The sequence below is a fragment of the Streptomyces spinosus genome, from assembly GCF_020400655.1.
GTDB classification, from domain to species: Bacteria; Actinomycetota; Actinomycetes; order Streptomycetales; family Streptomycetaceae; genus Streptomyces; species Streptomyces argyrophylli.
The window spans coordinates 206831-219439 of record NZ_JAINRC010000010.1 but is presented as its reverse complement, the minus strand read 5'-3'; the positions used below and the strand labels follow the sequence as shown (position 1 = coordinate 219439).

General features: G+C 73.8%; 14 protein-coding genes. 5 read left to right on the top strand and 9 right to left on the bottom strand.

Annotation, left to right across the window (positions count from 1 at the left end):
• Positions 1–9 precede the first annotated feature (9 nt).
• From hypB to hypE, 5 genes are read left to right on the top strand one after another with little or no spacing between them, the layout of a single operon-like run.
• Positions 10–729 carry a hydrogenase nickel incorporation protein HypB gene (gene hypB / locus LG395_RS20280; protein WP_171159123.1) on the top strand — a complete coding sequence of 240 codons (720 nt, stop codon included), beginning with the start codon at positions 10–12 and terminating at the stop codon, positions 727–729.
• Positions 726–3125: a carbamoyltransferase HypF gene (gene hypF / locus LG395_RS20275; RefSeq protein WP_225810740.1), complete on the top strand. Its 2400-nt coding sequence runs from the start codon at positions 726–728 to the stop codon at positions 3123–3125. The genes hypB and hypF overlap by 4 nt, the downstream gene beginning before the upstream one ends.
• Before the next feature lie 3 nt (positions 3126–3128).
• Positions 3129–3419 (top strand): HypC/HybG/HupF family hydrogenase formation chaperone, encoded by a 291-nt coding sequence (locus tag LG395_RS20270; RefSeq protein ID WP_171159125.1) that lies wholly within the window; start codon positions 3129–3131, stop codon positions 3417–3419.
• Complete coding sequence (gene hypD, locus LG395_RS20265; RefSeq protein WP_225810739.1) at positions 3416–4561, top strand: hydrogenase formation protein HypD; 1146 nt, start codon at positions 3416–3418, stop codon at positions 4559–4561. Before LG395_RS20270 ends, hypD begins: the two co-directional genes overlap by 4 nt.
• Positions 4554–5633, top strand: a complete 1080-nt coding sequence (gene hypE / locus LG395_RS20260; RefSeq protein ID WP_308071280.1) for a hydrogenase expression/formation protein HypE — start codon at positions 4554–4556, stop codon at positions 5631–5633. Before hypD ends, hypE begins: the two co-directional genes overlap by 8 nt.
• 20 nt (positions 5634–5653) lie before the next feature.
• Here hypE and hypA read toward each other — a convergent pair whose 3' ends face one another.
• From hypA to LG395_RS20215, 9 genes are read right to left on the bottom strand one after another with little or no spacing between them, the layout of a single operon-like run.
• Positions 5654–6010 (bottom strand): hydrogenase maturation nickel metallochaperone HypA, encoded by a 357-nt coding sequence (gene hypA / locus LG395_RS20255; protein ID WP_171159127.1) that lies wholly within the window; start codon positions 6008–6010, stop codon positions 5654–5656.
• 7 nt (positions 6011–6017) lie between these two features.
• Positions 6018–6239 carry a hypothetical protein gene (locus tag LG395_RS20250; RefSeq protein WP_171159128.1) on the bottom strand — a complete coding sequence of 74 codons (222 nt, stop codon included), beginning with the start codon at positions 6237–6239 and terminating at the stop codon, positions 6018–6020.
• A 7-nt stretch (positions 6240–6246) separates the two neighbouring features.
• The gene (locus LG395_RS20245; RefSeq protein ID WP_171159129.1) at positions 6247–6453 is read right to left on the bottom strand and encodes a hypothetical protein; all 207 of its coding nucleotides are present in this window, start codon (positions 6451–6453) and stop codon (positions 6247–6249) included.
• A gap of 26 nt (positions 6454–6479) precedes the next feature.
• Entirely contained in the window at positions 6480–7067 is a 588-nt protein-coding gene (locus tag LG395_RS20240; RefSeq protein WP_225810738.1) for a DUF5947 family protein, read from the bottom strand.
• Positions 7064–7606: a NifU-related iron-sulfur-binding protein gene (locus tag LG395_RS20235; RefSeq protein ID WP_225810737.1), complete on the bottom strand. Its 543-nt coding sequence runs from the start codon at positions 7604–7606 to the stop codon at positions 7064–7066. The genes LG395_RS20240 and LG395_RS20235 overlap by 4 nt, the downstream gene beginning before the upstream one ends.
• Entirely contained in the window at positions 7599–9398 is a 1800-nt protein-coding gene (locus tag LG395_RS20230) for a nickel-dependent hydrogenase large subunit (protein WP_171159132.1), read from the bottom strand. The genes LG395_RS20235 and LG395_RS20230 overlap by 8 nt, the downstream gene beginning before the upstream one ends.
• A gap of 48 nt (positions 9399–9446) precedes the next feature.
• The gene (locus tag LG395_RS20225) at positions 9447–10538 is read right to left on the bottom strand and encodes an NADH-quinone oxidoreductase subunit B family protein (RefSeq protein ID WP_171159133.1); all 1092 of its coding nucleotides are present in this window, start codon (positions 10536–10538) and stop codon (positions 9447–9449) included.
• Entirely contained in the window at positions 10535–11080 is a 546-nt protein-coding gene (locus LG395_RS20220; RefSeq protein WP_171159134.1) for a hemerythrin domain-containing protein, read from the bottom strand. Before LG395_RS20220 ends, LG395_RS20225 begins: the two co-directional genes overlap by 4 nt.
• A complete protein-coding gene (locus LG395_RS20215; RefSeq protein ID WP_225810736.1) occupies positions 11067–12587 on the bottom strand; it encodes a hypothetical protein in 1521 nt (506 codons plus the stop codon). The genes LG395_RS20220 and LG395_RS20215 overlap by 14 nt, the downstream gene beginning before the upstream one ends.
• Positions 12588–12609 lie beyond the last annotated feature (22 nt).

The following is a 12609-nucleotide window of genomic DNA, read 5'->3' as shown; positions in this document are numbered from 1 at the left end:
GCACCGCCCATGTGCCGGTCCGACGTCAAACAGGCCGTGCTGGCGAAGAACGACGGCCTGGCCGCGAGCCTGCGCGACGACCTCGCCCGGCAGGGCGTCACCCTCGTCAACCTGCTGTCCAGCCCGGGCAGCGGCAAGACCGAACTCCTCGCCCGGGTCCTGGCCCGCGCCGGGGAGCGGGGCGTCCCGGTGGCCGCGCTCACCGCGGACCTCGCCACCGAGAACGACGCCGTCCGGCTCGCCCGGTCCGGCGCGCCCGTCCAGCAGCTGCTCACCGACGGCCTGTGCCACCTGGAGGCCCGCCAGGTCGGCGCCCGGCTCAGCGGCTGGCTGCCGCCGGACACCTCCGTGCTCTTCGTGGAGAACGTCGGCAACCTGGTCTGCCCGGCCGCCTACGACCTCGGGGAGACCCTGCGGATCGTGCTGATGGCGGTCACCGAGGGCGAGGACAAGCCGCTGAAGTACCCGACCGCGTTCGGCTCCGCGCACCTCGTCGTGATCACCAAGACCGACCTGGCCGGACCGGCCGGCTTCGACGAGAGCCTCTTCCACGAGAACGTGCACCAGGTCAATCCGGGCGTGGAGATCATCCGGTCCTGCGCCCGCACCGGCACCGGCGTCGGCGCCCTCCTCGACCGCGCCCTCGCCGCCCGCGACGGCGCCGTGCCGCACCGCCCGCCGCTCGCCCCGCACCCGCACCACCACCCGGCCTCCGCCCCCGCCTCGTGACCGCGCCCGTCACCCGCCCGGTCCGCCGCCGGATCACGGTGCGCGGCACGGTCCAGGGCGTCGGCTTCCGGCCGTACGTGCACCGGCTGGCCGCCGGGCTCGCGCTGACCGGGTTCGTGAGCAACACCGCGGACGGCGTCCTCATCGAGGTCGAGGGTCCGCCGGACGACGTGGACCGGTTCGCCGTCCGGCTGACCGAGCAGCCGCCCCCGCTCGCGACCGTGACCGGCGTCGGCAGCGAGGACGTCCCCGCCACCGGCGCCACCGGCCCCTTCACCATCCGCCCCACCGCACACTCCCCGGGCCGCACCCAGCTCCCGCCCGACACCGCGACCTGCGCCGACTGCCTGCGCGAACTCGCCGCCCCGGACGACCGGCGGCACCGCCACCCCTTCGTCACCTGCACCCACTGCGGCCCCCGCTTCACCATCGCCACCGGGATGCCGTACGACCGGCCCGTCACCACCATGGCCGGCTTCCCGATGTGCCCCGCCTGCGCCCGCGAGTACGGCGACCCGGCCGACCGGCGCTTCCACGCCCAGCCCGTCGCCTGCCCCGACTGCGGCCCGCGCCTCTCCCTCGTCCCCGTCGCGGGCCTCGGCGTCCGCCCGGCCCGGGACGCGGAGGCCCTCGCGACGGCCCGGGCACTGCTCGCCGCCGGGCGCGTCGTCGCCGTCAAGGGCGTCGGCGGCTACCACCTGGCCTGCGACGCGACCGACGCGCGGGCCGTCGCCACCCTGCGCCGCCGCAAGGAGCGCGGCGAGAAGGCGTTCGCCGTGATGTGCGCCGACCTGGAGACGGCGGAACGCCTCGCGGTGCTCTGCGCCGCCGAACGGGCCGCGCTCACCAGCGCCCGCCGCCCCATCGTCCTGCTGCGCCGCCGCACATCCCCGGACGGTCTCCGCCTCGCCGACCAGGTCTGCCCGGGCAGCCCGCACGTGGGCCTGCTGCTGCCCTACACCCCCGTGCACACCCTCCTCCTCGGCCTGCCCGGCGACCCGCCCGGCCCCCGGGCCCTGGTCATGACCAGCGGCAACCGCTCCGGCGAGCCCATCGTCACCGACGACGCCGAGGCGCTGACCCGGCTGGCCGGACTCGCCGACGCCTGGCTCACCCACGACCGGCCCATCGCCTCGCCCTGCGACGACTCCCTGCTGCGCGTCCGCCCCGACGGCACCGAACAGGTCCTGCGGCGCTCCCGCGGCTACGTCCCCCGCCCGCTGCGCCTCCCGCTCCCGGTCCGCCCCACGCTCGCCACCGGCGGCGACCTGAAGAACGCGCTGTGCCTGGGGGAGGGCGACCAGGCCTGGTTCGGGCCGCACATCGGCGACCTCGCCGACCTGGCCGGCCTCGCCGCCGCGGAACGCGCCGAACGGCACCTCACCGCCCTCACCGGAGTCACCCCCCGGCTGGCGGCCGCCGACCGCCACCCCGGCTACCACTCGACCCGCCGGGCCGCCCGCCTCGGCCTCGGCGAACCGGTGCTGGTCCAGCACCACCACGCCCACATCGCCTCGGCGATGGCCGAACACGGTCTCGACGGCCGCACACCCGTGATCGGCGTCGCCTTCGACGGCACCGGGTACGGCGACGACGGCACGGTGTGGGGCGGCGAGATCCTGCTCGCCGACTACACCGGCTACCGCCGCCTCGCCCGTCTCACCCCCGCCCCGCTGCCCGGCGGCGACACCGGCGTCGCCAACCCCTGCCGGCTGGCGCTGGCCCGGCTGTGGGCGGCGGGACTGCCCTGGGACCCCGCGCTGCCGAGTGTCCAGGCGTGCACGGCGACCGAACTCACCGTACTGCGCCGGCAGTTGGCGCGCGGACTGGCCTGTGTGCCGACCTCCGGCATGGGACGGCTCTTCGACGCCGTGTCGTCCCTCGTGGGGCTGTGCCACCGCGCCGGTTACGAGGCGCAGGCGGCGCTGGAACTGGAGGCGGCGGCGCTGCGGGCCTGGGACACGGACACCGGCGCCTACCCGTTCGACCTCACCTCCCTCCCCGGCGGCGGGACCGGCACCCCGTGGCGCCGGCCGCCCGGCCCGCGACCGGCGGCCCCCGCCTGGGAGATGAACCCGGCCCCCGCCCTGCGCGCCCTGCTGCACGACCGGGCCCGCCACACGCCCGTACCCGTCCTGGCCGCCCGCTTCCACCGGGGCGTCGCCCGGGCGGTGGCGCGGCTCTGCCGCCGAACCCGGGCGGAGACCGGTCTCACCACCGTCGCCCTGACCGGCGGTGTCTTCGCCAACGCCCTGCTGGAGGAGGAGACCGCCGCGCTGCTCACCACGGCCGGCCTCACCGTCCTGCGGCACGGCGAAGTCCCCCCGAACGACGGCGGTCTGGCACTCGGCCAGCTGATGGTCGCGGGAACAGCAGTCCACCACGAGACGGAGTGACCCATGTGTCTGGCAGTGCCCGGCAAGGTCGTGTCCATCGACCACCGTGCCGACCCGCTCACCGGCCTGATCGACTTCGGCGGCGTACAGAAACAGGCCTGCCTGGAGTACCTGCCCGACATCCGGGTGGGGGAGTACGTCATCGTCCACGTCGGCTTCGCGCTCCAGCGCCTCGACGAGGAGTCGGCCCGCGCGTCCCTGGAGCTGTTCGGCCAGCTGGGACTGCTGGAGGAGGAGTTCGGCGACGCCTGGGAGCAGGCGGCACGGCAGGAGAGCGGGACGGAGGCACGGTGAAGTACATCGACGAGTTCAACGACCCCGCTCTGGCGCGGCGGCTGCTGGACGAGATCCACGCCACGGTCACCCGGCCCTGGGCCCTGATGGAGGTCTGTGGCGGCCAGACCCACTCCATCATCCGCCACGGAATCGACCAACTCCTGCCCGAGCAGGTGGAGTTGATCCACGGCCCGGGCTGCCCGGTGTGCGTGACGCCCCTCGACGTCATCGACAAGGCCCTGGAGATCGCCGCGCGCCCCGACGTCGTCTTCTGCTCCTTCGGGGACATGCTGCGCGTGCCCGGCACCGGCCGGGACCTGTTCCGGGTCAAGGGCGAGGGGGGTGACGTACGGGTCGTCTACTCACCGCTGGACGCCGTGGAGCTGGCCCGCAGGCTCCCCGACCGGCAGGTCGTGTTCTTCGCCATCGGCTTCGAGACGACCGCTCCCGCCAACGCCATGGCCGTCCACCAGGCCCGCCGCCTGGGCCTGGCCAACTTCAGCCTGCTGGTGTCCCACGTCCGGGTCCCCCCGGCGATCGAGGCCATCATGGCCGCCCCCGCCTGCCGGGTGCAGGGCTTCCTCGCCGCCGGGCACGTGTGCAGCGTGATGGGCACCGCCGAGTACCCGGACCTCGCCGAGCGGCACCGCGTCTCGATCGTCGTCACCGGCTTCGAACCACTCGACATCCTCGAAGGCGTCCGGCGCGCCGTCCACCAGCTGGAGCGCGGCGAGCACCGGGTGGAGAACGCCTACCCCCGCGCCGTGCGCGACCAGGGCAACCCGGCGGCCGTCCGCATGATCGAGGAGGTCTTCGAGGTCACCGACCGCAACTGGCGTGGCATCGGCCGCATCCCGGCCAGCGGCTGGCGGCTGTCCGACGCCTTCCGCGCCTACGACGCCGAACACCGCTTCGACGTCACCGGCATCCGCACCGAGGAACCCGCCGTGTGCCGGGCCGGCGACGTCCTGCAAGGGCTCATCAAGCCCACCGAGTGCGCCGCGTTCGGCACGGCCTGCACCCCACGCACCCCGCTCGGCGCCACCATGGTCTCCAACGAGGGCGCCTGCGCGGCCTACTACCTGTACCGCAGGATGACCGACAGCCCGGCACCACAGGGAGCCCGCATCCCGCGCGAGGAGGTGAACCCCGTTGGCTGACCTCGCCACCCCGGACACCGCGCCCGTCGACCCCGCGAACTGGACCTGCCCCGCACCCCTGCGCGACCAGCCGGTCGTCGTCATGGGCCACGGCGGAGGCGGCGCCCTGTCGGCGGAACTGATCGAGCAGGTCTTCGCCCCCGCCTACGGCAATCCCACGCTCGCGGCGCTCACCGACTCGGCCGTCCTCGGCCTCGGCGGCGCCCGCCTGGCCTTCTCCACCGACTCCTACGTCGTACGCCCGCTGTTCTTCCCCGGCGGCTGCCTCGGCGACCTCGCCGTCAACGGCACGGTCAACGACCTGGCGATGAGCGGCGCCCGGCCTACCCACCTGTCCGCGGCCTTCATCCTGGAGGAGGGCGTGGAACTGGCCGTGGTCGAGCGCGTAGCCCGCGCCATGGGCGACGCGGCCCGGGCCGCCGGCGTCACCATCGCCACCGGCGACACCAAGGTGGTCGAGTCAGGGCACGGCGACGGCGTCTACGTCACCACCGCCGGCGTCGGCCTCGTCCCCGAGGGAGTCGACATCCGCCCGCAGCGCGCCCGGCCGGGCGACGCCGTCCTCGTCAGCGGGCCGATCGGCCTGCACGGGGTGGCCGTCCTGAGCGTCCGCGAGGGCCTGGAGTTCGGCGTCGAGATCACCTCCGACACCGCACCGCTCGCGGACCTGGTGGCGGCCATGCTGGCGGTCACCCCGGACCTCCACGTGCTGCGCGACCCCACCCGGGGCGGGCTCGGCGCGTCCCTCAACGAGATCGCCCGCGCCTCCGGCACCGGCGTACGGCTGCGCGAGCGGGCCGTGCCGGTCCCGGACGAGGTCGCGAACGCGTGCGGCTTCCTGGGCCTCGACCCGCTGTACGTCGCCAACGAGGGCCGGCTCGTCGCCTTCGTGCCGGCCGAGCACGCCGAGGCCGTCCTGGCGGCCATGCGCGCCCACCCGCGGGGCACCGGCGCCGCCCACATCGGCGAGTGCGTCGCGGACCACCCCGGCATGGTCGTCGTCGCCACAGCTCTGGGCGGCACCCGCGTGCTGGACCTGCCGCTGGGCGAGCAGCTGCCCCGGATCTGCTGAGAGAGCCCCCGGCCCCGCCGTCAGGCCGGGGCCGGGACCGCCTCCACGTCCGTGATCTCCAGCTCCCGTCCGCCGCGCAGCTCCTGCGAGGGCCGGTCGCAGCGCGGGCACCAGAAGAACGGCGGCATGCCGAGCGCGAACTCCTCGGCACACCCGCCGCACCAGGCCCGCGCCGTCACCCGCTCCACGACCAGCCGGGCCCCGGAGAGCGCCGTGCCGTCGCGGGCCACCTCGAAGGCGAAGTGCAGCGCGTCCGGCACGACACCGGCCAGCTCCCCGACCCGGACGGTCACCGAGGCCACACCGGTCGCGCCGTCCGCGCGGGCGATCTCCGCCGCCTGTTCCACGATCGCGGTCGCGATCGACAACTCGTGCACGGCCGGCTCAGCGCGGACGACGGGCGCCGGACCGCAGGTTGACCATGCGCCAGATGCGCACCTCGCGGACGATGCCGGGGAGTTCGAGGACGAGCAGCCCGAGCGTGAGGGCGCCGAGCGCGGCACCCTGTGCGATCAGCACGCGTCGCGCCGTCGTTCCCGTTCGCACCGGCCCGGCCGCCGTGTCCCGCGGCCGCCTCCTCGTCGCGATGCCCTTGTGCAGTCTCATCCTGTCCTCATCCCGGTGAGATGTTCGGCATGATCTTCATGATGGCGTCGTGCCGCTTCCAGTGGATCCCGGTGGAACGGCGCGCGTCGGACGTGCCGTCCTCGTGGTGTCCGGTCTGACGCTTGTTCGGGCCCCTGTTGCCCTGGTGCAGCCCGCGCACATGGACCGGTGTGTCGGGCTTCGCCTGGGGGCGGCCCACTCGGATGGCGTTCATCGGTGTTCTCCTTCCCTGCCGGGCCCTCACGGCCGCTCGGTGAGCTCCGCGAAGAACCGCTCCACGGCCGGCCAGACCCGGCCGCCTCCGGCGAGGCCGCGCCACTCGCGGCGGACCAGCGCGACCATCCGGAAGCAGTCGTCCACCGGCACGATCCAGTGGTGGTCCATGCCCCGCACGGTGTTCACCAACAGAGCCTCCACCTCGGGTGCCATGGTCGCCAGCGCAGGACACGCGGCGCACATCCGCGTCCAGCGGTCCGCCTCCACCTCCCAGCGCATCGCCCCGGCCGGGCTCGGCCCCTGCGCGGTGACCGTGCCGTCCGCGCGCGGCACGAAGAACACCAGCCCGACCGGCACCCCGAGCGGCCCGGTGTCCACCGGGGCCAGCCGGACCCGGCGGCCCGGCACCAGCAGGTACCGGCCGCCGCCCGCACCGTCGCCCGCGAACAGCACCGCACAGGCCCCGCAGGCGCACAGCAGCTCCTCGCGGTCGGCGGCGTACAGATGGCGGTGCTCCTCCGGCACGGCCTGTGCGCACAGGTCGCACCGCTCCGGGCCGTCCCGCTCGCCGGCCGAGCGGATGACCCGGGCCAGCGCACCATCCGCCCTCACCGCGCCTCCCGCACCAGCAGCGACTCCAGCGGTACGAAGGCGGGCGCGGACGGCGCGGTCAGCTGCTCGACCGCCGTCAGCTCGGGGGCGGCCGCGAGCACGGCCTCCCGCACGGCGTCGGCGACCGTCGGCCCGCCGCCGCAGCCGGACCCGCAGCCACCCGCCTCGGTGACCCGCACCCGGGCCACCTGCCCGTCGACGCCGACCAGTTCGACGTCGCCGCCGCGCTCGCGCACCGCCGGCCGCAGCCGGTCCACGGCGCGCTCGGCCCGCCGCGCGGGCGGCTCGGGGTGCAGTCCGTGCAGCACCAGCAGATGACCCAGCAGCTCGTCGTCGGCCAGCCGCCCGGCGGGCTGTCCACCGGTCACGTCGAGCACCCGGGCCAGGGCCTCGCCGTACACCTCGGTCAGCAGGCGCACGGCCTCGACGGCGTTGCCCGCCGCGGGGCCGGGCGCGGACTCCAGCCCGGCCAGCAGCTCGTCCAGCCGGGCCAGCCGCGCCTCGACCGCCGCGTCCGCGAGCCGGCCGGCGTCAGCCATGGTTCGCCCCGTACGTCGGCGAGTGCACGGTGGTGAGCGTCCTGCCCTTGCCCATGTACATGTGCACTCCGCACGGCAGACAGGGGTCGAAGCTGCGCACGGTGCGCATGATGTCGACGCCCTTGAAGTCGTCGGGACCGTTCTCCTCGAAGATCGGCTGGCCCTGGACGGCGTCCTCGTACGGGCCCGGGGTGCCGTAGATGTCGCGCGGGCTGGCGTTCCACGGGGTCGGCGGGTACGGGTGGTAGTTGGCGATCTTCTGGTCCCTGATCACCAGGTGGTGCGAGAGGACACCGCGCACCGCCTCGTGGAAGCCGCAGCCGATCGCCTCGTCCGGCACCTCGTAGTTCTCGAAGATCTTCGTCTCGCCGGCCCGCAGCAGCTCCATCGACTCCTCCAGGAACTGCAGGGCCATGGCGGCGGCGTAGGCGACGAAGTAGGGCCGGGCGCGGTCCCGTTCGATGGTGTTGCTCCACTTGGGGATGCGCCACTCCAGGGTGGTCTCCGGCAGTTCCTCCCCCCGGGGCAGGGAGATGCGCACGCTGTCGCCGGTGGCCTTGACGTACGGCGTGTCGACCAGGGCGCTCAGCGCGGTCGACCACAGCCGGGCGAGCGGGCCGCCGCCGGTGTCCAGCGCCAGGTGCTGACCGGTCTCGGGGTGGTACCAGCGCGGGCTCATCACCCAGCTGTAGTTGCCGGCGAAGTCCCGTTTCTGCGGCACCGGGACGGTGGTCTGGTTCCAGGGGTGCCGCATGTCGACGGGGTTGCCGAGCGGGTCGTGGGTGACGAACGGCCGCTCGTTGACCCAGTCGTCGTAGAAGGAGCTGCCCAGCAGGACGCGCAGGCCGAGGTTGATGTCGATCAGGTTGTTGGTGACGAGCTTGCCGTCCACGATGATGCCGGGGGTGACGTACATCGCCTTGCCCCAGCGGTTCATGTTCTCGTACCGGTAGTCGACCACGTCCGGGTTCTGCCAGGCGCCCCAGCAGCCCAGCATGACGCGGCGCCTGCCGACCTCCTCGTAGCCCGGCAGGGCCTCGTAGAAGAAGTCGAAGACGTCGTCGTTCATCGCCACCGCCTTCTTCACGAAGTCGATGACGCGCATCAGCCGGGCGAGGTAGTCGGTGAAGGTGTTCGGCTGCGGCATCGTGCCGACGCCGCCCGGGTACAGCGTGGAGGGGTGGACGTGCCGCCCCTCCATCAGGCAGAACATCTCCCGGGTCACCCGGCTGACCTTCAGCGCCTCCTTGTAGACCTCGCCCTCGAAGGGATTGAAGGCCCGCATGATGTCGGCGATCGTCCGGTAGCCGTGGATGTCGCCGCGGGGCGCGTCGGTGCGCTCGGCGCGGGCCAGCACACCGGGGTTGGTCGCCTTGACCATCGCCTCGCAGAAGTCCACGAAGACCAGGTTGTCCTGGAAGAGCGTGTGGTCGAACATGTACTCGGCCGCTTCGCCCAGGTTGGTGATCTGCTCGGCCATCCGCGGCGGCTTGACGCCGTAGGCCATCTGCTGGGCGTAGTTGGAGCACGTGGTGTGGTTGTCGCCGCAGATGCCGCAGATCCGGGAGGTGATGAACCCGGCGTCGCGCGGGTCCTTGCCCTTCATGAACACCGAGTAGCCCCGGAAGAGCGACGAGGTGCTGTGGCACTCCACGACTTCCTGGTTGGCGAAGTCGATCTTCGTGTAGATGCCGAGGTTCCCGATGATCCGGGTGATCGGGTCCCAGGACATGTCCACGATCTGCGCGGGCTTGCGCCCCGTGACCCGGGTCGGGTCCTCGGTGGTCGTCATGTCGCTTCCTGCCCCTCGTTCGTCGTAGGCGTGGGTGGGCGCCGGCGCTCAGGCACGCCAGTGCGGGTCGTAACCGGTGGTCAGTTCCGGTCCGTTGTGGTGCCACTTGGGTTCGCGGTTCACCGCCATGCTGGTCAGGCCGCGCAGCCGGCGGATGACGGCGCCGTACGGCTTGAGCAGCGCGGACGACAGGGCGCCGCCGGTCGGCTCGTCCATGAACGGCATGAACGCGTCCGGGAAGCTCGGCATCGTGCAGCCGATGCAGATGCCGCCGACGTTCGGGCAGCCGCCGATGCCGGCCATCCAGCCGCGCTTGGGCACGTTGCAGTTCACGACCGGACCCCAACAGCCGGTCTTCACCAGGCACTTGGGGGAGTTGTAGTCCTTGGCGAAGTCCGCCTGCTCGTAGTAGGCGGCCCGGTCGCAGCCCTCGTGCACCGTTTTGCCGAACAGCCACTGCGGACGCAGCATGTGGTCCAGCGGGGGCGGCGGGGCGGCACCGGCCGCGTGGTAGAGCACCCAGATGAGGGTCTCCATGAAGTTCTCCGGCTGGATCGGGCAGCCCGGTACGTTCACCACCGGCAGCGCGCCCTGGGACCTGAAGTCCCAGCCCAGGTAGTCCGCTAGACCCATGCAGCCGGTGGGGTTGCCCGCCATGGCGTGGATGCCGCCGTACGTGGCGCAGGTACCGGCGGCCACCACGGCCCAGGCCTTGGGCGCCAGCTGGTCGATCCACCAGTTGAGGGTCTGCGGCTCGCCCGTGTCCGGGTCGTTGCCGAACGACGTCCAGTAGCCGTCGCCCTCGATGATGTTCTGGTTCGGGACCGACCCCTCGATGACCAGGATGAACGGGGCCAGCTCCCCGCGTGCCGCCGCCCGGTAGGGAGCGAGGAAGTCCTCGCCGCCCAGGCTGGGGGAGAGGACCTTGTTGACCAGGTTGACCTTCGGCAGGCCCGGGATGAGCCCGGCGACCAGGTCCTCGATGCCGGGCTGTCCGGCGGCCGTCATGGACACCGTGTCGCCGTCGCAGCTCATGCCCTCGGAGATCCAGAGGATGTAGATCTCGTCGAACCCGTTCCCGCGCGCCTCGGACCGGCCGGGTTCGCGCGTCACTTCGGTGGTGCCGCTCTGCGTGGTCATGTCGTCGGCCTCCGCTGCAGTCGGTCTCGGAGTCGGTCGTAGGCCGCGGCCAGGGGGGCCGCGAGGGTCAGGGCGGGCGGCTGGTCGGGGGCGAGCGGGTGCGGGCGGGTCGGCGCGCCGGCCTTGGCCTGCCCGACCAGCTCGCCCAGCCGGTCCAGCTCCTGCTGGGAGACGGCCTCCCGCAGCCGGGGCATGAGGGTGCCCTCCTCCTCCCGGATGTGCTCCGCCAGGTCTCGGCGCAGCCGGGCCACCAGCTCGCCGGTCCGCTGGTCGCCCTCGCCGAGCCGGTCGAGCGCGAGGAGGGTCTGCTTCACCCCCATGTGCTCGCTCAAGTGCTCGTCGATCTCCCGGTCGCCGTCCGGCAGCACCTTCCTGGCCAGCGGATACAGGAGCATCTCCTCCACAGCCGCGTGCTTGGACAGCTCGCGCACCAACAGCTCCACGACACCGCGCCGCTGCCGGTCGGAGGCCGCGGCCTCGTAGTCGCGGAACAACTGCTCGACCATCCGGTGGTCGTGCATGAGGACGTCAAGGGCGTCCATCGAACCGTCCCTCCTCCGGCCCGCCGGCCGGACGCTCGGGTGGCCGCGGGGACTGCGGCCGGGTCGGCCGGCCCGGACCCGGTGGGGCGTCGGGGCCGAGCACCTCGACCTCGTCGGGCCGGAAGTAGTGGAAGCGGCCGTACCAGCCGTGGAGTTCGGCGGCCGGATCGTCGTCGACCGTGACCGCCAGGTGCGTGCTGCCGTCCACGTCGTGGAAGACGGCGGCCACGTGCGCGGTGCGCCCGGCCAGGAACATGTCCTGGGCGTCGGCACCCCGGCCGCGCGGACACAGCCGCACCCGGCTGCCGCCGCCCACGGGCACGCCGCCCACCAGCACGGTGTCCGTCGCCGGGGACAGCCCGTCGTCGCCGCCCTCCTGCCACCAGACGGGCCGTCCGGCCGAGGGCGCCGGGGGCCGTCCGGCCGCGGGGGTGCGCGGGGTCAGGGAACGGATGGCGCCGTGCAGCCGGGAGAAGACCTCCCGGGGCATGGTGTCCACCCGGTCGAGGATGCGCGCGGCCCGCGGGTCGGTCGCCCGGGCCTCCGCCTTCTCCTCGTCGGTCAGCAGCATCGTGCGCAGCGTCAGGATCTCGTCGATCTCCGCCGCGTCGTGCAGGTCGCCCGGACTCTCCGGCGCCACCTGGGGATGGTCGGGGAGGATGATCGGCGCGGAGAGCAGCAGCGGGCCCGTCGCCCCGTCCCCGCTCGTGCCCTGGGGCGCAGCCCCGCCCAGCACCGGGAAGGTGAACGCGTTGCGGCAGCCGCGGACCTGCTCCGCGTAAGCGGCCGGCGGGTCGATCAGCGACACGAACTCCACGCCGTCGCCGGTGAGGAGGGTGTGCGTGGCGAGCAGCGCCTGCCCCAGCACCGCGTCCCGGGAGGCCCGCGGGTCCGGCGCGTCACCGGTGTTCTCGGTGCGCACCCGCAGCCGGTACAGCCCGGGGCCGAGCGGCTCGGCCGTGACCGTGGTCGCCGCCCGCACCTCCCGGCGCCGGCGCACCGTCCGCCCCGCCCCCGCCGGCAGCGGCTCGAACTCCGCCCCGGCCGGCGCCCCCACGGCGACGGTCCGGCCGTCCGGCGGCAGCTCCTCCAGCGGCACCACCAGTTCCGTCTCGCGGGGTACCGCCTCCTCGAACGACAGGTGGGCGGTCCCGTCGGCCGTCCGCAACGACTCGACCGGGCGGTGCGCCCCGTCCCCGTCGGCCGCCTCCACCTGCTTGTACTGCAGTTGCAGGTACCGCACCCGCACCCGGACGACCGCGCCGGCGCGCCGCACCCGGATCAGGCACTCCGTCCGCTGGTACCAGGAGTCGGCGGAGCCGGAGACCCCGGGCGTGACCGGCCCCTCCCGCTCCACCCAGTTGCGGGGCAGCAGCACCCCGAACTGCCAGCGGACCCGGTTCTTCGCCGAGGACCGGCGATAGGGGTAGAGCAGATACCCCTCGTACAGCACGGCGTCCGCGACGGCGCTCAGCTGCGCACAGGCCCCGCCGGTTCCGTTCGCCATGCCCTCTCCTCGTACTGGTGCG

What these genes read in the sequence shown, in the direction of transcription:
- hypB (WP_171159123.1), top strand. Translation starts at nt 10, where the DNA reads ATGTGCCGGTCCGACGTCAAACAGGCCGTGCTGGCGAAGAACGACGGC.
- LG395_RS20270 (WP_171159125.1), top strand. Translation starts at nt 3,129, where the DNA reads ATGTGTCTGGCAGTGCCCGGCAAGGTCGTGTCCATCGACCACCGTGCC.
- LG395_RS20250 (WP_171159128.1), bottom strand. Translation starts at nt 6,239, where the DNA reads ATGAGACTGCACAAGGGCATCGCGACGAGGAGGCGGCCGCGGGACACG.
- LG395_RS20245 (WP_171159129.1), bottom strand. Translation starts at nt 6,453, where the DNA reads ATGAACGCCATCCGAGTGGGCCGCCCCCAGGCGAAGCCCGACACACCG.
- LG395_RS20235 (WP_225810737.1), bottom strand. Translation starts at nt 7,606, where the DNA reads ATGGCTGACGCCGGCCGGCTCGCGGACGCGGCGGTCGAGGCGCGGCTG.
- LG395_RS20230 (WP_171159132.1), bottom strand. Translation starts at nt 9,398, where the DNA reads ATGACGACCACCGAGGACCCGACCCGGGTCACGGGGCGCAAGCCCGCG.
- LG395_RS20225 (WP_171159133.1), bottom strand. Translation starts at nt 10,538, where the DNA reads ATGACCACGCAGAGCGGCACCACCGAAGTGACGCGCGAACCCGGCCGG.
- LG395_RS20220 (WP_171159134.1), bottom strand. Translation starts at nt 11,080, where the DNA reads ATGGACGCCCTTGACGTCCTCATGCACGACCACCGGATGGTCGAGCAG.
- LG395_RS20215 (WP_225810736.1), bottom strand. Translation starts at nt 12,587, where the DNA reads ATGGCGAACGGAACCGGCGGGGCCTGTGCGCAGCTGAGCGCCGTCGCG.